This is a genomic window from Candidatus Liberibacter sp. (genome assembly GCF_014048425.1).
Taxonomy (GTDB): Bacteria; Pseudomonadota; Alphaproteobacteria; order Rhizobiales; family Rhizobiaceae; genus Liberibacter.
In genome coordinates, this window is the sequence record NZ_JACETX010000007.1 from 1 (window position 1) to 23,911 (window position 23,911).

Below are 23,911 nucleotides of genomic sequence, written 5' to 3' on the forward strand. Positions count from 1 at the left end.
ATAGATGGAAATCGCTTTTTATGCGATGGCATTAATAAATATAGTATATGGTTTTGTTTCCAAGTTAGTGGAGTCGATTTGTTTTGATTAAAGCAATATTGCCTCATGGAGATCTTGCATTCCTTGTTTGGTGATGAATTGCAAGATCGTTATCATCTTGTAAAAATATGCCTGGTGGCTTTGTTGAATATTGTGACACAGGGAAATAATATACCCTTGTGTTAGCTTTTGTGAGAGTTTTTGAATTTGAGTTTTCTTTCTGATGAGCAGATGTGTGATTTGAAGAGTCGTCTTTCTGAAATAGAATCGCGTATGTCCGATTCTCCTTCGATAGAAGATTATATCAAGTTGACTTCAGAGTATGCTGAGGTTAGTCCGGTTGTTTCTAAGATTAACATTTACGACCAAGCAAAGAAGGAAGAGGTTGATCTTTGTGCTCTTCTGGCTGATCAAGATATTGATTTAGAGATTCAATCTATTGCTCAGGATGAGCTTCGTGAATTAGAGACGAGAATAAAAGCGCTTGAGTATGAAATAAGCTGTCTTCTTTTGCCTAAGGAGGTGGATGATGATAAAAGTTGTATTCTTGAAATTCGTGCTGGGACGGGAGGTTCAGAAGCTGCGTTATTTGTCGGGGATCTTTTTCGTATGTACGAGCGTTATGCTGCGTTACAGAAATGGAAAGTTGAGATTTTATCATCAAGTGAAAATGATGCTGGTGGATATAAGGAAATAATTTCTACGATATTTGGTCGTGGGGTTTTTGCTCGTATGAAATTTGAGTCGGGAGTACATCGGGTGCAGCGTATTCCCTCGACTGAAGCAAGTGGCAGAATTCATACTTCAGCTGCAACTGTTGCAGTTTTGCCAGAGGCAGAAGAAGTAGATATTGTCATTGCTCCAGAAGATATTCGTATCGATACTATGCGATCTTCGGGTGCGGGAGGTCAACACGTTAATACTACAGACTCAGCAGTGAGAATTACGCATATTCCTACTGGGATCATTGTTACGTCTTCTGAAAAATCACAGCACCAGAATAGGTTGCGGGCAATGAAGGTATTGAGGGCTCGGCTTTATGATGCCGAAAGAGGGCGATTGGCAAGCGAAAGATCTGCAGATCGTAAAGCACAAATTGGTTCAGGGGATCGTTCGCAACGTATTCGCACATATAATTTTCCACAGGGTCGCGTTACCGATCATAGAATTAATTTGACGCTTTATAAGCTGGAACGGATATTAGAGGGGAGTATTGACGAGATTGTCAATGCTTTGCTTTCTGATTATCAGGCAAAAAGAATAGGGTCCATTGGTGAGTGATTCGTTACTGACGAAAGAGATTCCTCGTACTGTTGGTGGCTGTCTTTCGTTTATAAAGTTTTGTTTTCAGGATTCTGGATTGGAGGGATTAGGAGATCCTCGTGTTTTGTTATGTGGTGTTACGGGATTGAATCCATGTCAACTAGTTGCTTTTCCCGATATGGTTCTTGAGGATATGGAGCTGTTGTCTATTAAAAAAGCAATGTTTCGACACTTGAATCATGAATCAATACATCGTATCCTCGGATGGTGTGGTTTTTATAATTTAAAATTAGAGATTTCACCGTATACATTTGAGCCTCGGCCTGAGACGGAGCTGTTGGTTTCTGCAGTCTTATCTCATGTTGTGAATTTTTCGGATCGGAAGTCAGGTATGCGTATCCTTGATCTTGGAACGGGAACTGGAGCGGTTTGCCTTGCCTTATTGAAGGAATGTTCTGATTTTAAAGGTATAGGTGTTGATGTTTCTTGCAAAGCGCTTGAAGTTGCAAGAAAAAATGCTTCTATTAATGGGCTTGGTAGAAGATTTCTTACAATTCAAAGTAATTGGTTTTCGTTTGTTAAAGGTTTTTTTGATGTTATTGTTTCAAATCCGCCTTATATAGCTTCTGCTGTGGTAGATGGTTTGGATTCGAGAGTAAAGGATTTTGATCCGCGTATTTCTCTTGATGGTGGAGCGGATGGTTTATCTCACTATCGCATCCTAGCGGATGGTGTGCGTCGGCATTTGAGTAAAAATGGCATATGTTGTATTGAAATCGGTTATGATCAAAAGAAAGATGTTGTGCGTATTTTTGAGAAGAAAAAGTTGTTTTTATTAAAGTATGTGAAAGATTATGGAGACAATGACAGAGTATTGTTGTTTTGTCGCTGAATCTGCACGGGTACGGGTGTGAGTTGTTCCCTTTCATCCTCTCAGGTCTTTTGAGAGATTGAGAAGTGATCGGATTTTTTGATTTTATGGGTGGATGAGTGGATGAGTTGATAGATTGAATCTTTTACTAAAAAGTAACAAATAGAGTATTTTTCATAAATTTGGTGGGAAGTAAATGAGATCAGGACAACAATACAAGCGTGGTCGCGGACGCGATTCTAGCAGTAATAACGGAAATTTTAATCGTAAAAATCTTAATCCATTGATGCGTAATTACGATAGCTCTGGAATTGATGTTAAGGTTCGTGGTACCGCGCAGCATATAGCGGAAAGATATACATCTCTTGCTCGTGATGCGATTAGTGCGGGTGATTATGTCATGGCTGAGAATCATTTTCAGCATGCAGAGCATTACAATCGCATTATTGCTACGGCTCATGGGCAAATACAGGAAAAAGTGCAGCGCGATGCGCAAGATATTCCTCCTGTAAAGGAAGAAAATGGGCGTATGGAAGATTTTTCTGGTGGCTTGAGTTCTCAGCCTGTCATTCCAGATGGTCAGAAAATGGTTTTTGGTGAAAATGGTTCTCAACCTCCAGCTGAAGGAATATCGTTTGAGAGGGCTTCTCCGGAAATAATGGAGACAGCTGTTAAGCGAGTGCGTCGTCCTCTTCGTTCCCGGGGACCGAGATCTCCTCGTTCTTTTAATCATAATAGATCTGTGGAAGAAAAAAGCGAATCTTCTTCTGATAAGAATCCTCCTGCTGTGTCGATAGAAACCGAGTGAATTTTTTATTGTATAATACTTTAGAGAATTTTTTGAAGTAATTGATCTTGATTGTAGCGATTTGCCGCACTACTTGATGTGATGGATGGGCAATAAGATGCAAAGGAGGATTTTTCTCTATGGATAGTTCGAAATATTCAGAATTGATGCGTGGCATTTTGCAGTCTTCCCAGACGTATGCCTTAGCTCAGGGACATCAGAGCTTTATGCCTGAGCATGTTTTGCATGTCTTTCTTCAAGATGGACAAGAGGTTGCTTGTTCATTGATAAGAAGTTCAGGAGGAGATCTTCAGAAGCTGAAGAAGATTAATCAAGAACAGCTTTCTAAAACACCAAAAGTAACGGGAGGAGGAGCTCAGATTTATCTTTCTCAGCCTTTGGCAGGAATTTTTTCTAAAGCAGAGGAGGTTATAAAAAAATCCGGAGATTCTTTTGTAACGATTGAAAAGTTTCTTTTAGCAATGATGTTGGTGGAGGGATCTGTAGCACAATCTCTCAAGCAGTGTGGAGTTAGTGTTGATCGTCTTCAGTCCGCTATTAAGGCGTTGCGTAAAGGGCGCGTGGCTGATTCCGTTAATGCTGAACAAGGATTTGATGCTTTAAAGAAATATTGTCGTGATCTTACACAGGAAGCACGTGAAGGTAAGCTTGATCCCGTAATTGGACGTGATGATGAGATGCGTCGTATAATTCAAGTCCTATCGCGTCGTACCAAAAATAATCCAGTCCTTATTGGAGATCCTGGTGTTGGTAAAACAGCTATAGTTGAAGGTTTGGCTACACGTATTATCAATGGTGATGTTCCTGAATCTCTTAAGGGTAGGAGATTAATGGCGCTTGATATGGGAGCGTTGATTGCAGGAGCAAAATTTAGGGGAGAATTTGAAGAAAGATTAAAATCTTTGCTCTCTGAAGTACGGTCTGAAAATGGTGAAGTTGTTCTTTTTATCGATGAAATGCATACGTTAATAGGAGCAGGGAAAACAGATGGAGCGATGGATGCTTCTAATTTATTGAAGCCTTCTTTGGCGCGAGGAGAGCTTCATTGTATTGGTGCGACGACATTAGATGAATATCGTAAGCATGTGGAAAAAGATCCAGCTCTTGCTCGAAGATTTCAACCTGTAACAACTGGTGAACCTACAGTTGAGGATACCGTTTCTATTTTACGAGGACTGAAAGAGAGATATGAACAGCACCACAAGGTGAGAATCTCTGATTCGGCATTGGTAAGTGCCGCGGTGTTGTCCAACCGTTATATTACAGATCGATTTTTGCCTGATAAGGCTATTGATTTAATGGATGAAGCTTCTGCTCGTGTGCGTATGCAGATAGATACGAAGCCTGAAGAACTTGATGAGCTTGATCGTCGGATCGTTCATCTTAAAATAGAGAAAGAAGCTTTAAAAAAGGAGAAAGACCAAGATTCTAAGGAGCGCCTTTTATCCTTAGAAAAGGAACTTGTGTCTTTGGAAGAGAAAGAAAAAGTTCTGTCCTTGCGTTGGCAAGAGGGTAAAAGAAAACTCGGTTATGCGGCTGATCTTAAAAAGCGTTTGGAATCTATGCGCAATGAACTTGCTATTGCACAGCGTCAAGGAGAATTCCAGCGTGCTGGAGAGCTTGCTTATGGGTTAATTCCCAAAACAGAGAAAGAATTGGAAGACGCAGAAAAAGACGATGATACTTCAAAAGATGTGATTCAAGAGGTTGTCAATTCGGATAATATTGCCAGTGTTGTATCGCGTTGGACGGGCATTCCTATTCATAAGATGTTGGAAAGTGATCGAGAAAAGTTTTTGCGGGTAGAAGAAGAAATTTCTAAAACCGTGATTGGTCAGAGTGCGGCTATTGCGTCTGTTTCCAATGCGTTGCGTCGTTCTCGAGCTGGTTTGAGCGATCCAAAGCGTCCAATGGGATCCTTTGTTTTTTTAGGTTCAACCGGAGTTGGTAAAACAGAGTTGGCAAAAGCTTTGGCGCAGTTTTTGTTTGATGAAGAATCAGCGATGGTTCGGATAGATATGTCTGAATACATGGAAAAGCATTCGGTATCTCGTCTTATAGGCGCGCCTCCTGGTTATGTTGGCTATGAAGAAGGAGGTGCGTTAACTGAAGCGGTGCGTAGGCGTCCTTATCAGGTGATACTATTTGATGAAATTGAAAAGGCACATCCAGATATACATAACGTTTTATTGCAGGTTTTGGATGATGGAAGACTTACAGATAGTCAGGGTCATACTGTAGATTTTCGCAATACGCTGATTATTATGACGTCTAATTTGGGGGCAGAGTATCTAGCAGAAGATCAAAATGATGAAGAGAGCGATAGTCTTTATAAAAAGATAATGGGAGTAGTTCGATCTACGTTTAAACCCGAATTTTTAAATCGTCTTGATGAGGTCATATTGTTTCAGAGATTACGTGAATCAGATATGGAAAAGATCGTTCGTATCCAGCTGAAAAGGATATTATCTCTTATTCTAGAAAGGCATATATCGATTGATTTTGATAGTAAGGTAATTGATTGGTTATCACGCAAGGGATATGATCCTGTTTATGGTGCTCGACCTTTGAAACGCGTTATACAGAGATATGTTCAGAATCCGTTGGCGGAGAAAATCCTTTCCACAGAAATCTCCGATGGATCTTCTGTTGAGGTATCTATTGGAGAAGATTATCTTGATTTTCGGGTTGTTGAAAAGAATCTTGCCGATTCTGATTAGGAAGAGATGAGATAAAATTCTTCGTGAAGATAGGTTTTATTCGGGAAGTTCATCTGTGAGGAGTTCGTGTGAGCTTTCCTTTTTCAAGGGTTATATTCTGTCATTTTTTATTAGCAGGATAGATTTTTTTTGCAATGATTAAAGGGTTTGTAGTCAGATTTTATTAAAATATTTATTTTAAAACGCTTATAATGCATCTGGGTTAGATAGGGTCAGGATCAAGAATCTCCAAGAGGGATCAGATCAGGTTCATGTTGCAAGATCAGGGATCACAGGGGATCAAGGATCACGAGAATCGTCCTTAGATCGGGGGATTTGCAGGATCATGGATCATGAGAATTATCCTCAGGTCAGGGGGGTTGCAGGATCAGGGATTATCCTCATCTCAACAGCCAGTTCAGGGAGATTTTCGTTGACATTAGGTTTCTATCTTGTCGTTTGATTGGGGTGATATGAGAGCCTATATGTTTTAAATAGTATAAGGATTTAAATGGTTTAACGGTTGACTGATTGACACTGTTCCCCTGATCTTTGCTTGGTTTATTTACTCAAAAAATCATTTTAGGGTTTTGGGGGATTCTGATAAAGCCGTGCAGAAGAGGCAGAGACATTGTTAAAATATGTAGAGTAGATATGTATAAAAAACCATGGAAACAATGTCTTATTTTGGATTTTAAGAGACTCAGTCATTTATTCTTTAAAGTGTGTTTCTTTTGATATAAAGATATCATTTTTTATTGAAGGATGAAAATTTTTGCCGGAATTCGTCTTAAAAAGGGATTCTTTCGTTAAATAAGACAGTCCATATGTCTCTTTTCTTTCTTTTTTCTGGATGTTATACTGCCCTCTTATACTCTTAAATTTAATTCTTGCGAAATGGAATTTCCATGAAAAAGATCAAAGTTATTAATCCTATTGTAAGCTTGGATGGAGATGAAATGACCAGAATTATCTGGAAATCTATCCAAGAAAAACTCATATATCCGTATATTGATCTTAAAATTGAATATTTTGATCTCTCCATCCAAAATCGAGATCAAACAAATGATCAGGTAACAATTGATGCCGCTTATGCCATTAAAAAACATGGAGTCGGTGTTAAATGTGCGACAATTACTGCTAATGATGCGCGTGTGAAAGAATTTGGTCTCAAAAATATGTGGAGATCACCTAACGGAACTATTCGCAATATTCTTGGTGGAATTATCTTTCGTGAGCCGATTATTTGTAGGAATGTACCTCGACTTGTTCATGGATGGACAAAACCGATAGTCATCGGACGTCACGCTTTTGGGGATCAGTATCGAGCAACGGATTTTCGTTTTCCTGGAAAAGGAAAATTGATTCTGAAATTTATAGGTGAAGATGGTCATGTGATAGAAGAGGAGGTTTTTGATTCTCCTAGTAGTGGTGTTGCTATGGCAATGTATAACCTCGATGATTCTATTCGAGAGTTTGCACGCGCATCAATGCAATATGCATTGGCACGCCAATTTCCTCTCTATCTTTCAACAAAGGATACCATTCTTAAAACTTATGATGGACGTTTTAGGAAAATCTTTGATGAAATATATAAAACTGAATTTAAGGATAAATTCGATAAACTTGGTTTGACATACGAACATCGTCTTATTGATGATATGGTGGCTTCGTCGATTAAATGGTCTGGTGGTTATTTGTGGGCGTGTAAAAATTATGATGGAGACGTACAGTCAGATATTATAGCTCAAGGATTTGGCTCTCTTGGTCTGATGACGTCGGTTTTAATAACGGCTGATGGACAAACCCTTGAGTCTGAAGCGGCTCACGGAACGGTGACGAAGCACTATCGTCAACACCAACAAGGGAAAGAAACTTCCACCAATTCGATAGCTTCTATTTTTGCTTGGACGCGTGGATTGCTTCATCGTGCTAAACTTGATGGTAATGCTGAATTGAAAAATTTTGCCGAAATTCTGGAGCATGTATGTGTTAAGACTGTTGAAGGTGGCTTCATGACAAAAGATCTGGCATTACTGATTGGTCCCGAACAGGATTGGTTATCAACCATTGTTTTTCTTGAAAAAATTGATGAGAATCTCCGACATGCTATGACCTAATTTCCCTCTTTGTTATGAGTTATGACAGTATTTTTGGGTTTATTCATTTTTATATTTGAAATATTCTCAGAAAGATTCGTCTTGGCACATATAAAAGCTAAGGATTGCGAAAAAGAAAGATCCTCTGGTGGGCGATTTTTACGGCATCTCAACGAAATATAGATATTTTTTGGATTGGATCGGAGATTGAAAATTTCATAACAAAGTCAGTAGATTCTTTTACTAAATTATCAAATATTATTGCGTTTTCAGATGCTCTAAGTTTGTGTATAATATTATTATATAAGAAAACGATTGAAATATTGATGGCTTACACTCAAGCGAAACGATGTTTCATAAACTCCACCAATCAATATCTATGTGATCTTCAAAAGATCTGATAATTTATGCCAGTTATTTTTGAAAGACACACTTCTTTGTATTGTGTTTGTTCCTTTTGCATATCGCAGCCATTCTTCAATGAATCAAAAGAAAAAGAATATTTGGATAATGATAATTTAGGAAAAGATAGAGTTTTATATGAAATTCTTTATGTCGCTTGATTGGATTGGGTTCAGCGATGAAATTATTATGGTAAAAAGCGAATTATGAGTAAAATTAAAAGAATAAAAAATAAAAGTCATTTAGAAATAATTGATTGCAAAAAAATATATCTTGGTTCTCTTGTTGGGCAGAGGTCAGATATTTTTAACAGTATGTCCAATGTAAAAATTTTCTAGTATTCCTTTTCAATCTTATGTTCTGTTTATGGTTTTATCTTTTGGCTACTCTAAGATTAAAACTCGTTTTCTTTTCATGCATGGCATAATCAATCGATGATATTTATAGGAAGTTTTCTTATGAGCGAGGATCCTTGAGTAAAAATTATTTTTAAATTGAAAATACATTCATAAATGAGGAAATATGTTTTTAGGATTGACCTTGAGAGGGATTCCGCTTAAATCACTACGAGGATCAGTAGAGATATTTTCTATTGGTTTGTTGATTAAACGTATCCCATGGTCATTGTGTTTTCGGATTTTGCTGTGGCCTGTTAGATTTTATTGAGTAAAATCAGAGGAGGGTGCGTTTCCTAGGTATGCCTCTAAGTGAAATTAGGGGCTATGGAAGCGGTAATTTGAGAGGAATTTAGTATTATGAGTAAGCGTGAATCGTCCAAATATAAAATAGATCGTCGTATGGGTGAAAATATTTGGGGACGTCCAAAATCACCTGTTAATTTACGTTCTTATGGTCCTGGTTCGCATGGTCAGCGTCGTAAGTCGAAGCCATCTTATTTTGGTTTGCAGTTGCGTGCCAAACAAAAAATGAAAAAGTACTATGGTGATATTAGTGAAAAGCAATTTCATTCTATTTTTAAAGAGGCAGATCGTTGTAAGGGAGATACCTCTGAAAATTTGATAAGTTTTCTCGAATCTCGCTTGGATACAATAGTATATCGTTCCAAGTTTGTTCCTACTGTTTTTGCTGCACGTCAGTTTGTGAATCATCGCCATGTTAAGGTAAATGGATCTTCTGTTAATATTGGATCATATCGTTGTAAGGCTGGTGATGTCATTGAAGTGCGTGAAAAATCCAAGAATATGCTTTCTATTCAGGAATCCATGCAGCTTCCTGAACGTGATGTTCCTGATTATATTGGAGTTGATAAGGATAAGCTAATAGCTACTTTGATAAGAGTTCCTGCTTCCCAAAAAGAGGTTCCATATCCTGTCATTATGGAGCCCAACCTTATTGTTGAGTTTTATTCCCGTTAGATGTGGATTGAATAAAGAAATTCTTGATTCATAGAGGGAGAAGGGGATCGTATTTGGATTTAAAGTCGATTATTGATGGAATTTATAAGGATATAAAACATCGCATCGGCGAAGGTCGTGTAGCAGACTATATCCCCGAATTGGCAAAAGTAGATCCCATGCAATTTGGAATGACCATTGCTCTTGCGGATGGTAGTACTTTTTCAGTAGGTGATTCAGAAGTTGCATTCTCGATTCAGAGTATTTCCAAAGTTTTTCTCCTTACAATGGTTCTTCGAAAGATTGGCGGAGATATTTGGAAACGCGTTGGTCTTGAACCTTCTGGATCCTCTTTTGATTCGATAGTTCAGCTTGAGCATGAATATGGGATTCCTCGAAATCCATTCGTTAATTCTGGTGCTATAGTTGTTACTGATGCGTTTTTAGAAGGATATTCTGTAGATCAAGCAATAAAAAAATTTTTAGATTTTATACATGAAATTTCTGGTGATACCTCTTTTTATATAGATCCGATCGTTGCTAGTTCGGAAATTTCTACTGGTTATCGTAATTTTGCACTGGCGAATTTTGTTCGCTCGTATGGAAATCTTATTCATGCGGTTTATGATGTTTTGAAAGTATACTGTCACCATTGTGCTTTAATGATGGATTGTCAGCAGCTTGCAAAGTCAGGTTTATACCTTGCATTTCAAGGTCGTAATCCGTTAACAGATCGGAGAATCGTATTTTCAAAACAGTCTCGACGTATTAACGCGTTGATGCTTACATGTGGTCATTACGATAATTCTGGTAATTTTGCATATCGCGTTGGTTTGCCTGGGAAAAGTGGTGTTGGGGGGGGTATTCTTGCTATTGCACCAGCAAAGGCGTCCATTGCAGTATGGTCCCCTGGCTTAAATAAGGTGGGTAATTCTTTGTTAGGGGCTGATGCTCTTGAACTTTTGGCTATTCGGACAGGTTGGTCAATATTTGATCCTTGATATCCTTGGTAAAAAGATTTTTAAGAAGAGATATTGCAAAAATTATATATTTTTTGATTATTATCTCCAGAAATATAAAGCTTTATAATATATTTATGGCTATATTTTGGAGAATTATTTTGTGAATCTGATATAGGATTAATACAGAAAATTTATGTGTCAGGGTATGTCCGGGATATACGGTAAATTCTGGCTCACAATATTTTGAGGAGAGGATATATGCCGTACTTTTTGCTTGTCTTAGGAGTGTGGGTATATCATTAATCTATTTCTTTGAAGCATAAACCCGCTGACATGATTGAGTTCATAGTTTAAACCGTAGTAGAAATCCTTTTCCTTCAGGGCGGGGGAAGGATGTTAATTTTCATGTTTTGAAAAAAGACGAAAGTTTCCGTGAATTCATATCAATCTTTTGATTTTCTTTTGCGGATAATCTTTTTTTGCGGATTTTTAATTGAAAAATAACCTGTATATTTTTCTGGAGATAAGCATTTGAGTATCAGCGAAACGTCGTTTAAAACTCAAATCGTTTTCCGAAGAAGCTGTGAAAAATAGAAGTTATTTATGGTTGTTTTCTATAAACAAGCATCGGAGAACTATTCTTGTTTATTATTGGCATGTGCGTTTTTTGATTTTTTTATTCCCCTGGATATTTTTTGATTGTCTTTATTGAGGGATAAAATAATATGTAACGTATTGATAAAAATTGACTTTATAGTTATACGATTCGTTTTTATGAAATTATCTAGGTGTTATGAATGCTTTTTATCAATTCTTCATTTTTAAAAGTAGTAAAGTGATGGGATAACCCTACTTTGTGATAGAAAGGCTCATTCATCGGAAGATGAATTTTTAAAAATCCATGCATATCTTATTTTTATTGTTATGAAATATTATTTTTTGAATCCTTTTGATTCTTTTGCAGAGCAGTTTGATATTCAAGGGAGAGCGTGTGCGTTTATTGGAAAAAATCCATGTATTATTATCTTTTGTGTTGCTAAGATATACACAAGATTGGTTTTATAGAGTGATTATATGGAAATGACTCCATCATAGAATTTTTATAAAGAGAAATCTTATTGAGGATTCACTAAGTGAAATGATATCTTTTTTTATTGCATACTTGTGTATTTTTAGAATCCGAAGAGATATATTTCTTATCTTTGTTCGTGAGGAGAAAAAATTGCCATTACTAATAAAAAAAAACAAAAGTGATAGTGAAACACGGTTTTTAGATGGTCATTTTCTTATCGCAATGCCTCAAGTGACGGGTCAATATTTTGTTCGTTCCGTTATCTATGTCTGTTCTCATTCTTCTACTGGAGCAATGGGTTTTATTATCAATCGTCCACAAGAAAATTTTTCTTTTGTTGAGGTAATTCTCAATTTAAATATACCTGAATATGGTAATATGAGTTCCATCCTGAAAAATTCTGAGGATCTTCCTATCCTTTCTGGTGGCCCTCTTGAGATGAGTTGTGGATTTGTTTTGCATTCCAGCGATTATGTGAGCGATTCTTCCATTTCTATTAGTGAGAATATTTCTTTGACTATAACTGTTGATATTATGAAAGCAATTTCACAAGGAAAAGGTCCTAAAAGATCGGCTATAATGTTTGGATATACAGCTTGGATGGCAGGACAATTAGAATCAGAAATACATCAAAATGGTTGGCTTACCTGTCCGGCTGTTGAAGATCTTATCTTTGATATGAAGTTTGATGAAAAATACGAAAGATCGATGGCAATACTCGGCGTAAACACGTCTATGCTTTCGTCTCAAGTAGGGCATGCATGAAAATTTCGAAAGGAAAATATGCATTGATAGTTTTGAAGCGTATTCATAAATGGATATATTAAATTGCTATCTACTCTTTTTAGGCAATAAAGAGATTGATGCCTCGAAATTATTCCTTTGGACTTATGATGAGGGTTTAATAATTTATACGTCTTCTTATAACTCTTTTTGGGATCATTGTTCGCTCATCTCGCATAAATATGGATGGTTAATGCAGGAATAATTGACACCGATTCTTGGTTCGTACTGATTCCGTTTTCTGAAAAAATCATAGGTTGTATTTTAAATTTTTGATATACTGATAATATAGTGAGGGAAAAGAGTAGATCCATATAATCCATCAGTTAAACCCATAGAAAGGCAAGACCCAATCCATAAAAAAATCAATGGTTTATGTTTTTTGTTGGTGTCGGGGAAAGATCCCAATTATTTCGCGGAGAGCTTTGCGGTTTTTGGGTAGTGTTCCAATTGGATTATGCGATGGTGTATAGGGGATCGTAGCTGTCTTTCTTATCTCGTTTTTTCCAAATAATGGAAAGTGCATTAAAGATAATTCGTGCGTATGCCTGATATTTTTCCTAAAGAGTTTATTAGTCAAACTCTTCTCAAAACAAAGTCAAGTCTTTTCAAGAAGAGGGAATACTTGAAATTTCAATCTTTGTATAAGAGAAGCTTGGTAATTGATTAGACGAATTTTGAAGACTCGATTTCAAAGCAGACAATCATTTTTTATATAGGTTTCTGTCTCGTCCTGCAGCCTCTGTTATCCTGTATTTTCTCATGGAAATGATCCTATATCAATTTCCGAGTTTCTATATATCAAAAAACAGGTGAGATATAACAAAATCTGATTAAAGCATGCACAGTTCAATGCCGATAATTCAATCACCCAAATACAAGGATGGTTGACGATAGTCAAAAAAGATCACATCTTTGTATATATCGCATTCAATATGCTTTTCTTAGGGAGGGGAAATGGTTTTCCTTCCATTTCATCTTTGTCTTCAAAAACAATAGGTTGTGTTATACCATAAATAAGATAAAGGATCTTATTATACTTTGCATTTGATAGCGACAATAGCTTTGTAGTATGGCTGAAAAGTTTATGCTCTATGTCGCTATCTCTTTTTTCCGTAAAAACACAAAAATTTCCTATGAAACACAAACTTTGAAATGGCGATCATGGAAAATTCCACAGCCTTGTATCAAAGCGAGAAACCTAGGTTCAATAAATATAGGGGAAATAGACCAGACATAACAAAGTCTCAAAAGATAGATTTATCATTCCATAGCAACGGATATATCCGGAGCATCTTCTGCTTTCATACCAACAACATGATATCCAGCATCCACATAATGACATTCACCAGTAACAGCACTGGAAAGATCAGAAAGCATGTAAAGAGCTGCTTTTCCAACTTCATCAGAAGAAACATTCCGTCGAAGTGGGGAATTATACTCATTCCATTTAAGAATATATCGAAAATCACCAACGGCGGAAGATGCAAGTGTTTTGATTGGTCCGGCAGAAATCGCATTGACCCTAACTCCCAATTTTCTTCCTACATCCATTGCAAGATAGCGGACAGATGATTGAAGAGCAGCTTTTGCAAGTCCCATCATATTATAATGTGGCATGACTTTGTCGGCACCATAATAGGTTAAAGTGAGCATACTTCCGTTTTTATTCATTATGGATTCTGCTCGAGCCGCCAACGCAGTGAAAGAATATACTGAGATATCCATCGTCTGCATAAAATTTTCTCGGCTTGTATCAATATAACGACCCGTCAGCTCTTTTTTGTCGGAAAAAGCGATGGCATGAACGAGGAAGTCTATTTTGCCCCAACGTTTTTCCAGATTCCGAAATACATTATCGATTGTTTCGGGCTTAGTTACATCACAGTCACCAGCCATGAAAAAATCCATGTCATCAACAAGATTTACAACACGTTTCTTGATGGCATCTCCTTGCCATGTTAAGGCAACTTCAGCACCTGCTTGATGGCACATCTTGGCGATTGACCATGCAATTGAACGATTATTCGCTACACCGAAAATAACGCCTCGTTTATTTTTCATGAGGCCATCTGCTGTAAGCATATAAAACTCCTCTATTTGGTTTACAACGCACTATGCTATTGCATAAATCTTTGACAGGTTCAAGTTCACCATTTCAATTCTATGTAAACATATAGTATATATTCTATGTGCATTTTTTTTGATAGACTAGAAATTATGATATATGATAAAATGTAAGTTTTTTGACGATGATGTAATTTTAGGGTTGTTTTCCCAATGGATGGAAGATGCCAAACGTAGTGAATTAAATGATCCGAATGCGGCAGTGCTGGCAACTGCTGATCATACGGGATTTCCAAATGCACGTGCAGTTCTTGTGAAAAGTTTTGATAAGAATGGTTTTGTTTTTTATACAAATACTGAAAGTTGCAAGGGAAAAGAGATAGAAGGAAATCCAAGAGCTTCCTTGTGTTTTCATTGGAAATCTTTGCACCGACAGCTGCGTTTACGTGGATTGGTTGAAAAGTGCGGTGATTCAGAAGCGGATCTTTATTATTCTTCACGTTCACGTGGAAGTCAGATAGGAGCCTGGTCTTCCAAACAATCGCAACAGATGGTATCGCGAGATCTTTTGAACAAAGCCGTTGCGAAATACACATCTCTTTATGAATCGCAGGAAATTCTCCCCCGTCCTGTTTGGTGGTCTGGTTTTCGCGTTCGTCCGTTATATATAGAGTTTTGGTCTGAAGGTCCTGATCGTCTACATGAACGTGTAGTCTTTTCTCGCAAAACAATCACAGAAAAATGGGAAAGTCTTATGCTATATCCTTAAGGAACACCACTCTCGTTCTTTGATAAATAGAGAAAACAGGATCTTGTCTGGAGATAGGATGTTAAACTTTTTGATTCTCATGAGAAGGCTTTAGATAAATAAAATGATATAACGTCTAGTTGAACGCTTAAAAAGGAAAGACTAACCTCCTAAAAATAAAAATTAAAATCAATGGTCTATATTTTTGGTATCAGTCTTAGTAGGAATATTATTCAAAACAAGGTTCGATCGAATGCTTCCAAACGCCATGACAAGAGGCAAGCATTTCATCAGAAAGAGTGCAGTTATTACTGATGATTTTTCCTAAAGGATAGAGAAGATAGTTTCATCTTTATTGTAGTGATTAAGTATGGCTCTTCTTTTTAGTCCATCACGTGATAAAGAAAGGATTTGCGGTGCAATATTCGAATCTTAGTAGGAATATTGTTCAAAACAAGGTTCGATTGAATGCTTCCAAACGCCATGATAAGAGGCAAGCATTTCATCAGAAAGAGTGCAGTTATTACTGATGATTTTTTCCAAAGGACTGAGGAAGATAGTTTCATCTTTATTGTAGTGATTAAGTATGGCTCTTCTTTTCAGTCCAGCACGTGATAAAGAAAGGATTTGCGGTGCAATACTCAATAAAGATTGATTGCGAATTTTGGCATTCATTCCCTCATATGGAACTCTATTGCGTAGATCGTTCACTTCACTAAAAGACCATTCTGATGTGAAATCATCCGCAGCCTGTAAAGCAGAAGAATCATAAAGAAGACCAGTCCAAAAAGCTGAAACGGCGAGAACTTTTTCCGGAGTTCCCGCATCAGCACCTCTCATCTCAAGACACTGTCTTAAACGGACATCGGGGAAAAGTGTAGAAAGGTGATTTTCCCAATCTAAAATTGTAGGTCGCCATTCTTTTACTCTCCCTTTGAGGGCAGAATTCATAAATTGACGGAAATTGATATCTGTACAGTCATAGTATTGTCCGTCACGGATAATAAAATACATTGGAACATTAAGAGCCCATTGCATATAATGCTCAAAACCAAAATCTTTCGCAAAAGCAAAAGGGAGGATTCCGGTACGGTTATTATCAGTTTTACGCCATATTTCACTGCGCCATGACTGGAATCCATTGACATGCCCGTCTGTAAACGGAGATGAAGCGAATAGTGCTGTAGCAAGACATTGTAATTTTAATGAAACACGGATTTTGATAGCCATATCGCGTTCACTGGAAAAATCAAGATTTACCTGTGTTGTACAAGTTCTGAACATCATATCTAGACCATTCGTTCCAACTTTCGGCATATGTTTTCTCATAATTTTATAACGTGTTTTGGGAACTAAAGGTATTTCTTCTCGTGTCCATTTAGGATTGCTACCAATACTCATAACGCCAATATTGAGATGTTTCGTTATTCCTTTGAGAACTCTTCTATATTTGAGGAGTTCTTCTTTTGTCTGGTGCAAATTTTTCAAAGTGGCGCCGGATAGTTCGAATTGACCTCCTGGTTCAAGGGATATTCCTGTGTTACGATCGGGATTTTTTAGCCCTATAATATTGCCATTGTCAGTGATATATTGCCAGCCAAGCGATTTTTGCATCTCACGCAAAATGGTTAGAATGCTTATTTCTCCATAGTAGGGCACGGGGCGGTAGTCTGAACGCAGAAAAAGAAAACTTTCGTGTTCCGTGCCGATACGGAAGTCTTCTAGTGGTTTTATTCCAGCTGCGATATATTGCACTAAATCATCTGTGGAAGTTATGAGTGTTTCACTGAGTAAGTTATGAACCATATTGATTCCTTTACATGAGAAGAAAAAATTTTCAAGAGAAATAAGGTCGAAAGGAAGATCACAGGATATACTCTTTGCTAGGGATAATTTGTTGCTTTCTTATCCTTCCTCCCAATCACCACAGCTAGATTGAACCAAAGCCATAGCTGCTACTGCTGCAGTATCTGCGCGTAAAATTCTTGGGCCAAGAGAAATGGCAGTTACAAAAGAGAGAGCATGCAAATTTTCCTTTTCTTCAGAATGAAATCCTGCCTCTGGTCCAACGAGAATAGCCAGAGGTATTTTTTTAGGTATTTTTTGGAGGATATTTAATGGATTTGTTTGATTGCAAGTTTCGTCTGCAAAAATAATATGGCGATTTTGAGTCCAATTTTTCAGTAGATCGCTCAACATAATAGGTTTTTCTATGGAGGGAATCGATAGAATATTGCACTGTTCTGCAGCGCTTATTGCATAGGTTCGCATGCGATCTGTATCACAAGTTTTTCCTTGGGTATAACGTGTTATAACAGGACGAATTGCACCAACCCCCATTTCAACTGATTTTTGAATCATATAATCAAGACGCTTGGTTTTAATCGGGGCAAAGAGATAATGTAGATCAAAAGGTTGAGTTTGCTTTCGTTTTTGGCACATAACGTTAAAAGTTATACTTTTGCCCTGTTGATAGGAAATTTCACTTTCCCACTCACCATCTCTGCCGTTAAAAAGCAGAATTTTTTCTCTCTCTTTCATGCGTAATACGTGCGCAAGATAATGGTATTGGGATTCGTTGGTCTTTTCGTTCTTTGCCGTCAATAAAGAAAAATCGACAAACAAGCGTTTAAGGTTGGAGTTTAAAATCATAAATTGGCTACTTTAATTGGCTACGTTTTAGAGGAAAAATTCTTTTTTATATAGGATACTCTACTCATAGAATTTTTCGATAGACAAACTTGTTTTTTAGTTTTCTTAAGAAGATTTTTATTTTTTTAGAACTTATCGGAGTGGTTGAATCATGCCTCGAAATTTTTAGATCAGGTTTGTATCTTCTTATTATAATAGGAAGGCTAGATTATGAAATAGGGATTTATTTTTTGTATTCAGTAAGTGTTTTTGATTTCAGATCGTGTGATCAAAAAGAGTGATAAACCTATCGTATAAAGAGTTTTATTCTAGTAAAAGATCATGAATAATTTGGATATTTCCATTTTGAGAAATTATATTTTCCCAAAATTAGATATAAAATAAATAAACATAAGTATCTGGACTTTTTTTAAAACAAGCTATATAGGATCTGGTATATAATTGAGATTTTAACGAAACAATCAGGATATGGTGTAACGATACGATACGATACAGTATTTATGTGTTTCATAAAGATCTTTTACATAGATTTTCGGGATCTTTCCAGTTTTTCTTCAAAAGAAAGTACTGTTCTCTATATTAAGTTTTTATAGATTTTGTTAAAAATCTTTAGGTGATGTGGAGAGTTTTCGAAAAAATATGAGTTTTTGTGTGTCTATAGAGAGGGGAAAGTCACTGTTTTATTTGCGAGCATTGATCAATGTTTTTCATGTATTTTTCGCAAAATATTTTATGACAATATTTACGGTAAATACAAGCATCTTCACCTCCATAAGGTGATAAAAGAGAAATATCAAGGTCTATGTTTTGGAGTATTGCTATGCCATCAGACGTTACTATATGAATTTGTTCTCTGATGAAGAGAATATTTCGAATAGGGATGTTTTATTAAACAAAGATCTCTTTGCTCGTTGTATTTTGGAACAGTCCTTAAGACTGAAGATAAGGTAGATGTGTTTTTATTAAGTAGTTTATTTCAAAAATTACATAACCTTGGCAAAATCTCGAAGATTTCAGGCTTTTGCAACATTAGAGTTCTTTTTCTGCGTTCTCGAAAGACAATAAAGTTTCTTATAGTTATAGTATCTGTTCTTTTAGGCATTCTCTTTGGAAACTTATTGAAAACATTGATTAATACGACGGAAGATAACTTGCAAAGTTCTTTCAAGATATTGCGTCGCTTTGAAGGTCTTCGTTTATATGCGTATCGTGACATTATGGGTATTCCAACTATTGGTTATGGACATACTGGTTCAGATGTATACATGGGAATGCCTCCTATTACAAAGCAAAGGGCAGAAGAATTGTTGGAAAAAGATTTGCGAGAAAACATGAATTTGCTTTTGAAATTATCTCCAAACGTTATTGATGCTGGCACAAACCGTATTGCGGCACTGTGTGATTTAATCTTCAATATCGGCATTGATGCTTATAGATCAAGCACGCTGCGGATATGTGTTGAGCGAAAAGAATGGTATGCAGCTTCAAGGGAAATGCAAAGATGGGTATTTTCTGGTGGACAAAAGATTCCTGGTCTTGTTGTGCGACGTCAGGAAGAAGCAAGAATGCTTGTAGGATGGTGGGATCATGTCACCAGCATCTTTTATGCACTTTTTATGGGTGTATCAAATACCTGTCAGGGAGATTTAGACGTAGGGGAGTTGGATTTTTCGGATTCGTGGGATTAAATGTTAACAGAGATGCTGCGCTGGTTTTTTCTAAAGATATCATCCTGGAAACCGCATACATATCTTAACACTATTTGCGAAAATACCTTTTATCTTCTTTTGATTGCGTATTTTTTTACTATCTTTTACTCATGGAGAGTAATTTTCTTGACTTTTTCAGGCAAGGGATATGTCAATATTACAGCTAAACCATTCTTTAGAGAAGACAAAATACCAATACTATTATATCCCCGAACATGTAAAGATTGAACTATAGGAAAAAATATTTTGGGAAAAGCCCAAAGAACTTTTTAAGTCCTTCTCCAGCATAGAAGTACGATATCCCCGCCACTAATCTTAAGCTGATGATCCCCACCATATCTCAAAAAACATCCAATTACTCTTTATATCTCCCCTCCCAAAACATTCAGCCCATCAAGCTTTCTTCCAATCTTCTTAAGAATCAGCGTCTCTATTCGTTTCTGAAGGGGGAGATTGTCTTGATAGCTATTGTTGCCGATATGATATGCAAGGAACATGGCGTTATCTTATAGGGGCACTTATTTGCCTTCAGTTTTCTTGAAAGTTTTTGGGGAATCATTAAATATATGCCATGGGGAATCCCCGATTAATATCGCATACCAGCTTTATAATCTCTTGCATGGGCTTAAAGAAGGTTATGGGTAGTTTGACTGGAGAAGTCGCCTTCGAAAGAGTGGAGGACCACCCAAGGGCAGGCTCAGAGGGAATGAAAATCCCTTGTTGAGTGCAATGGGGCATAAGGCTGGTTGACTGCGAGATATTCTGTATTTCTGGATGTTTTCTAATATATCGAAATTTATAGCTGTTCTTTTTTTTGTTTGTTATATATAGTGGTTCAGTTGTGGATGATTGCCTTTGTAAGAATGCTTTTTTGGAAACGGTAATAGGGAAATTATCGAAAAATCGTGATGAATATGCAAATTTTAATATAAAAATTATCCTTTAGTTTTGATACAAAGAAGTAATAAGACATTGTAATTTGTTAATATGTTTTGCTTCTTTTGAGGATATGTTCGCGGAGAATTAAGCATTTTTATCTATTTTTTACTATAACATAATTTTTTGGCATAGCGATTTCCGTGGAAATTTTAAAATAAATTGTACAATTGCGAAGATCTCTGCTTAATATAGAATATCAGGTTGTGACGAGGGAAGAGTTTCTGTAGATCAGTTCTCGTCCCGTTTAAGTGATAGGGGAATCCCTTCGTCAGTTAGGGAAAAAGATATTTTTGTAGTGTTTTGATAAATTTGGGATGATGTTTTCATGATGGAAATAATACGCAGAGCTTCTCGTACATGGGTTGCGACGATTCTTGTTGTTGTTTTGATAGCTCCTTTACTCGTTTGGAGTTTTTCTGGATTGGTTTTTTCCCCGTCAGGATCTTCAACGGTGATTTCTGTTCAGAACCAGAATATTTCTCTTTCTGCATTCCATAAAGCATTGCAAGATGAATTAGGATTTTTATCCCAGCAGTTTGGCTTCACAATTACTCCAGAAAAAGCTTTGTCTGCTGGGATGGTAGACCAAAGTGTGATTCCCAATCTTGTCAATCAAGCGATTCTTGATCAGTTTAGCGAAGATTTAAAACTTACGACATCCCTTAGTAGAGTTAAGGAATTTATTGAAAAACTGCCTATTTTTCAAGGAGAAGACAAGAAATTTAGTCGCGATTTATTCAAAGAGAGACTCTCTAATGCAGGAGTTTACGAGAAAGAATATATTGATGCCTATAGAAAGAATATTTCACGTATTGATATTCTAGGTATGTTGTTTTCTGCTGTCTCTCCTCCAAAAATTTTGATTGATCAAATATTACAGTATCATAGCGAGAATCGTGTAATTGATTATATTGTTCTTTCAAAGGATGATCTTGCTCCCATTGCTAAACCTTCGGAGAATGTTCTCAAAAGTTGGTTTGAAGAGTCAAAAGACAATTATTTTGCTCCGGAATACAGACGTATCTCTTATCTTTTCCTCGATGTTAATGAAGAGGGGAAAAACCTTTCTATGACAGATGATGAACTGCGTGCAGAATATGAGAAAAGAAAAAATCAATACTATACTCCTGAAATTCGCACTATTGATCATTTGATTTTTAAGAGCAAAGAAGAAGCAAATCGCTCTCTTGAATCTTTGAAGAATGGAAAGACTTTTGATCAGCTAGCCACGGAACTTGGAAAATCACCTTCTGATATTTCGTTGGGGAGTTTTTCAAAAGAAAAAATTCCTGATATAGCTTTAGCTGATCCGATTTTTGCCGTTGCAAAAGAAGGTGGATACACAGATGTTGTTGATGGATCTTTTGGATCCGTTATCGTTCGTGTGAGTCGTATAAAGCTTGAAAAACTAAAATCTTTCGATGCAGTTAAGCAGGAACTACAGAAGACCATGCGCTTTCAACAGGCGCGACAGTTGGTTGCGGAGAAATATAAGAAATATCAGGAGCTGTTTTCTAAAGGGGATGATCTTGAGGAAATTGCCCATAAAGAGAATGTTTCTGTCAAAAATCTTCCTCCAGTTGATATTTCTGGAAAGGATATGAATGGAAATGAGATAAAAAGATCTCCTTATATAAATCAGTTGTTATCTCGTTCGTTTGAGAAAGATGAAATCATTGCTAGTGAACCTATATCCTTTCCTGATGGAAGTTATATATGGCTTTCAGTGCAGGATATTATCCCTGTTCGTAGTAAGGAATTTAGTGAAGTTCATTCCCAAGTTTTGGAGGATTGGATCACTGCAAAGAAGAGGGAATATTTATCTTCCTATGCAAAAGAACAAGTTGCCAAATCTCAGAAAGTAAATTCTCTTCACAATACAGCGTTTGTTTTGAAAAAACCGCTTCATAAGAAAGAAGGTATTACGCATCACTTAGAAAATGATAAACTTATTGGATCTCTTGGAATTGATGTTATTTTTTCTGGTCCTTTAGGTATGATCGAAAACTTTCCTATCAAAGATGGAGATAAGCAGGTGGTTTTCAAGGTTGTAAAGTCTGAGAATGTCATTCCGAAAAATAATGAAGGTATAGTATTAGCTTTGAATAATTATTTAAGAATGGATCTTCTGGAGGAAGTGATCGCTAGTTTAAGGAATAAATACCGCATTGATATAGATCATGAGGCGATCAAGTATTCCTTAGAGAAATATGTCAGCAAGCAATAAAGGGGAGTATCGTTTGGAAGGCTTGTATAAGTATGATTTTAGATTAGGAGATCTTAAGTCTATGCAATAACATTTTAGTATATTTAGGATTTTATAACGGTAGATTCTATTTTTATCGGTGCCTATATCGAGAGAAAAGATTATAGAAAATGTTATAAAAACCGGATTTAATGAAGAAGAGCGACAAAAAAAATAGATTTGATAAGTTCGTTAAAAATTATCTTTGATAAGCTTGTGATTAAGCGGGATAAGTGAGAATTTCTAAGCAAAAAGTCATATTTGAATTATTATTCAAGAATTTCTTTGTTACTTATATGTGCTTGGGAAGCTGCAAAATATTGCAGGTAACTGTGGAGACATGTAGATCTTTCAAAAATCTATATGTAAGGGGATGTTGCGAAAGCTATTTTCATCATAGACAAACATCAATAGCTAGCTATACCCGATTCTAGAATAAAAATGAAAAAGCAAAAAAGATAATCGCGAAGGATAATTGCGACAGGTGTAGTTCAAGCCGGGGATTGCCATAGATAATCAATCTAAAATTTTAAATTTTCTCGCATAGCATGAACCTTTATTCAAAAATCTTCATTTAATGATGATACTAACCAGAAATATTCAAGAAATTGAGCAGAGTATCTTTATTCTTTTATCCCATGCTTGGCAGGATTTCTCGGATACGAAAGAAGAGATTTTAATTGTGAATTTCAGAAATTATGATGAAGATGAATAATCCTGATAATTTTGAGAGCACATAAGAGATGAAGATGGTTCTATTATGTCATAAAAACGAGATAGGGAGACACATGATGAGCAAAAAATAGTGGTGAATTAGAATGATGCGTTTTTTTGGTTGGATGTAAAAATTTAAGATTTTCTTATAGAGACGACATGATTACTCGTCGAAGTAAGAAAACTAGAACGACTTTATTCGAAGTAATCTTAGAAGAATATCAGGATTGAGTAGTAATCTTAATTTTTGTATCAATAGATAAAAGTATATCAGTATATTTTTATGATATTTGCAGACACGAGCAATCATTTTTTGAAGAAAGAAAATATATTGCCTTGATATATGGATACTTATGATAGAATAACCAATCAATTTCCCAAACTTATTCTTTAGATAAGGCAATCAAAGCTATAGGTGAATTAATATTTAAAAATAAATTAAAATTTAATCTTCAAAATTTTTCGAAATCTAAACCTATTACTC

At 36.3% G+C, this 23,911-nt stretch carries 14 protein-coding genes; 11 read left to right on the forward strand and 3 right to left on the reverse strand.

Features of this window, described 5'->3' with window-relative positions:
• Nucleotides 1–246: 246 nt before the first annotated feature.
• The 8 genes from prfA (at nt 247) to H0G72_RS01640 (ending at nt 12,335) form a co-directional block, all read left to right on the forward strand.
• Nucleotides 247–1,320 (forward strand): peptide chain release factor 1, encoded by a 1,074-nt coding sequence (gene prfA / locus H0G72_RS01605; protein ID WP_182016952.1) that lies wholly within the window; start codon nt 247–249, stop codon nt 1,318–1,320.
• Nucleotides 1,313–2,194: a peptide chain release factor N(5)-glutamine methyltransferase gene (gene prmC, locus H0G72_RS01610; RefSeq protein WP_182016954.1), complete on the forward strand. Its 882-nt coding sequence runs from the start codon at nt 1,313–1,315 to the stop codon at nt 2,192–2,194. Before prfA ends, prmC begins: the two co-directional genes overlap by 8 nt.
• Before the next feature lie 175 nt (nt 2,195–2,369).
• Nucleotides 2,370–2,981: a DUF4167 domain-containing protein gene (locus H0G72_RS01615; RefSeq protein ID WP_182016956.1), complete on the forward strand. Its 612-nt coding sequence runs from the start codon at nt 2,370–2,372 to the stop codon at nt 2,979–2,981.
• A gap of 119 nt (nt 2,982–3,100) precedes the next feature.
• Nucleotides 3,101–5,701 carry an ATP-dependent chaperone ClpB gene (gene clpB, locus H0G72_RS01620; protein WP_182016958.1) on the forward strand — a complete coding sequence of 867 codons (2,601 nt, stop codon included), beginning with the start codon at nt 3,101–3,103 and terminating at the stop codon, nt 5,699–5,701.
• An 887-nt stretch (nt 5,702–6,588) separates the two neighbouring features.
• Entirely contained in the window at nt 6,589–7,800 is a 1,212-nt protein-coding gene (locus tag H0G72_RS01625; RefSeq protein WP_182016960.1) for an NADP-dependent isocitrate dehydrogenase, read from the forward strand.
• A 1,136-nt stretch (nt 7,801–8,936) separates the two neighbouring features.
• Nucleotides 8,937–9,557 carry a 30S ribosomal protein S4 gene (gene rpsD / locus H0G72_RS01630; protein ID WP_182016962.1) on the forward strand — a complete coding sequence of 207 codons (621 nt, stop codon included), beginning with the start codon at nt 8,937–8,939 and terminating at the stop codon, nt 9,555–9,557.
• A gap of 53 nt (nt 9,558–9,610) precedes the next feature.
• Nucleotides 9,611–10,537: a glutaminase gene (locus tag H0G72_RS01635; protein ID WP_182016964.1), complete on the forward strand. Its 927-nt coding sequence runs from the start codon at nt 9,611–9,613 to the stop codon at nt 10,535–10,537.
• A gap of 1,255 nt (nt 10,538–11,792) precedes the next feature.
• A complete protein-coding gene (locus tag H0G72_RS01640) occupies nt 11,793–12,335 on the forward strand; it encodes a YqgE/AlgH family protein (RefSeq protein WP_409049310.1) in 543 nt (180 codons plus the stop codon).
• Between the two features lie 1,281 nt (nt 12,336–13,616).
• Here the strand turns inward: H0G72_RS01640 and fabI are convergent.
• The gene (gene fabI / locus H0G72_RS01645; RefSeq protein ID WP_182016968.1) at nt 13,617–14,438 is read right to left on the reverse strand and encodes an enoyl-ACP reductase FabI; all 822 of its coding nucleotides are present in this window, start codon (nt 14,436–14,438) and stop codon (nt 13,617–13,619) included.
• A 142-nt stretch (nt 14,439–14,580) separates the two neighbouring features.
• On the opposite strand from fabI, the gene pdxH reads away from it, so the two are divergent.
• Nucleotides 14,581–15,189: a pyridoxamine 5'-phosphate oxidase gene (pdxH, locus tag H0G72_RS01650; protein ID WP_182016970.1), complete on the forward strand. Its 609-nt coding sequence runs from the start codon at nt 14,581–14,583 to the stop codon at nt 15,187–15,189.
• 411 nt (nt 15,190–15,600) lie between these two features.
• Here pdxH and H0G72_RS01655 read toward each other — a convergent pair whose 3' ends face one another.
• Complete coding sequence (locus H0G72_RS01655) at nt 15,601–16,974, reverse strand: glutamate--cysteine ligase (RefSeq protein ID WP_182016972.1); 1,374 nt, start codon at nt 16,972–16,974, stop codon at nt 15,601–15,603.
• Nucleotides 16,975–17,073: 99 nt separating this feature from the next.
• Nucleotides 17,074–17,820, reverse strand: coding sequence for a 16S rRNA (uracil(1498)-N(3))-methyltransferase (locus H0G72_RS01660; RefSeq protein WP_182016974.1), 747 nt, complete (start codon nt 17,818–17,820; stop codon nt 17,074–17,076).
• Nucleotides 17,821–18,938: 1,118 nt separating this feature from the next.
• On the opposite strand from H0G72_RS01660, the gene H0G72_RS01665 reads away from it, so the two are divergent.
• Both H0G72_RS01665 and H0G72_RS01670 read left to right on the forward strand, forming a co-directional pair.
• Nucleotides 18,939–19,508 carry a lysozyme gene (locus H0G72_RS01665; protein ID WP_259345090.1) on the forward strand — a complete coding sequence of 190 codons (570 nt, stop codon included), beginning with the start codon at nt 18,939–18,941 and terminating at the stop codon, nt 19,506–19,508.
• Nucleotides 19,509–20,793: 1,285 nt separating this feature from the next.
• Nucleotides 20,794–22,695: a SurA N-terminal domain-containing protein gene (locus H0G72_RS01670; protein ID WP_182016976.1), complete on the forward strand. Its 1,902-nt coding sequence runs from the start codon at nt 20,794–20,796 to the stop codon at nt 22,693–22,695.
• The last annotated feature ends 1,216 nt before the right edge of the window (nt 22,696–23,911 follow it).

Excerpts from the sequence above, each read along its gene's own strand:
- H0G72_RS01615 (WP_182016956.1), top strand. The coding sequence starts at position 2,370 with ATGAGATCAGGACAACAATACAAGCGTGGTCGCGGACGCGATTCTAGC.
- clpB (WP_182016958.1), top strand. The coding sequence starts at position 3,101 with ATGGATAGTTCGAAATATTCAGAATTGATGCGTGGCATTTTGCAGTCT.
- H0G72_RS01625 (WP_182016960.1), top strand. The coding sequence starts at position 6,589 with ATGAAAAAGATCAAAGTTATTAATCCTATTGTAAGCTTGGATGGAGAT.
- rpsD (WP_182016962.1), top strand. The coding sequence starts at position 8,937 with ATGAGTAAGCGTGAATCGTCCAAATATAAAATAGATCGTCGTATGGGT.
- H0G72_RS01640 (WP_409049310.1), top strand. The coding sequence starts at position 11,793 with ATGCCTCAAGTGACGGGTCAATATTTTGTTCGTTCCGTTATCTATGTC.
- fabI (WP_182016968.1), bottom strand. The coding sequence starts at position 14,438 with ATGCTTACAGCAGATGGCCTCATGAAAAATAAACGAGGCGTTATTTTC.
- pdxH (WP_182016970.1), top strand. The coding sequence starts at position 14,581 with ATGATAAAATGTAAGTTTTTTGACGATGATGTAATTTTAGGGTTGTTT.
- H0G72_RS01655 (WP_182016972.1), bottom strand. The coding sequence starts at position 16,974 with ATGGTTCATAACTTACTCAGTGAAACACTCATAACTTCCACAGATGAT.
- H0G72_RS01660 (WP_182016974.1), bottom strand. The coding sequence starts at position 17,820 with ATGATTTTAAACTCCAACCTTAAACGCTTGTTTGTCGATTTTTCTTTA.
- H0G72_RS01670 (WP_182016976.1), top strand. The coding sequence starts at position 20,794 with ATGATGGAAATAATACGCAGAGCTTCTCGTACATGGGTTGCGACGATT.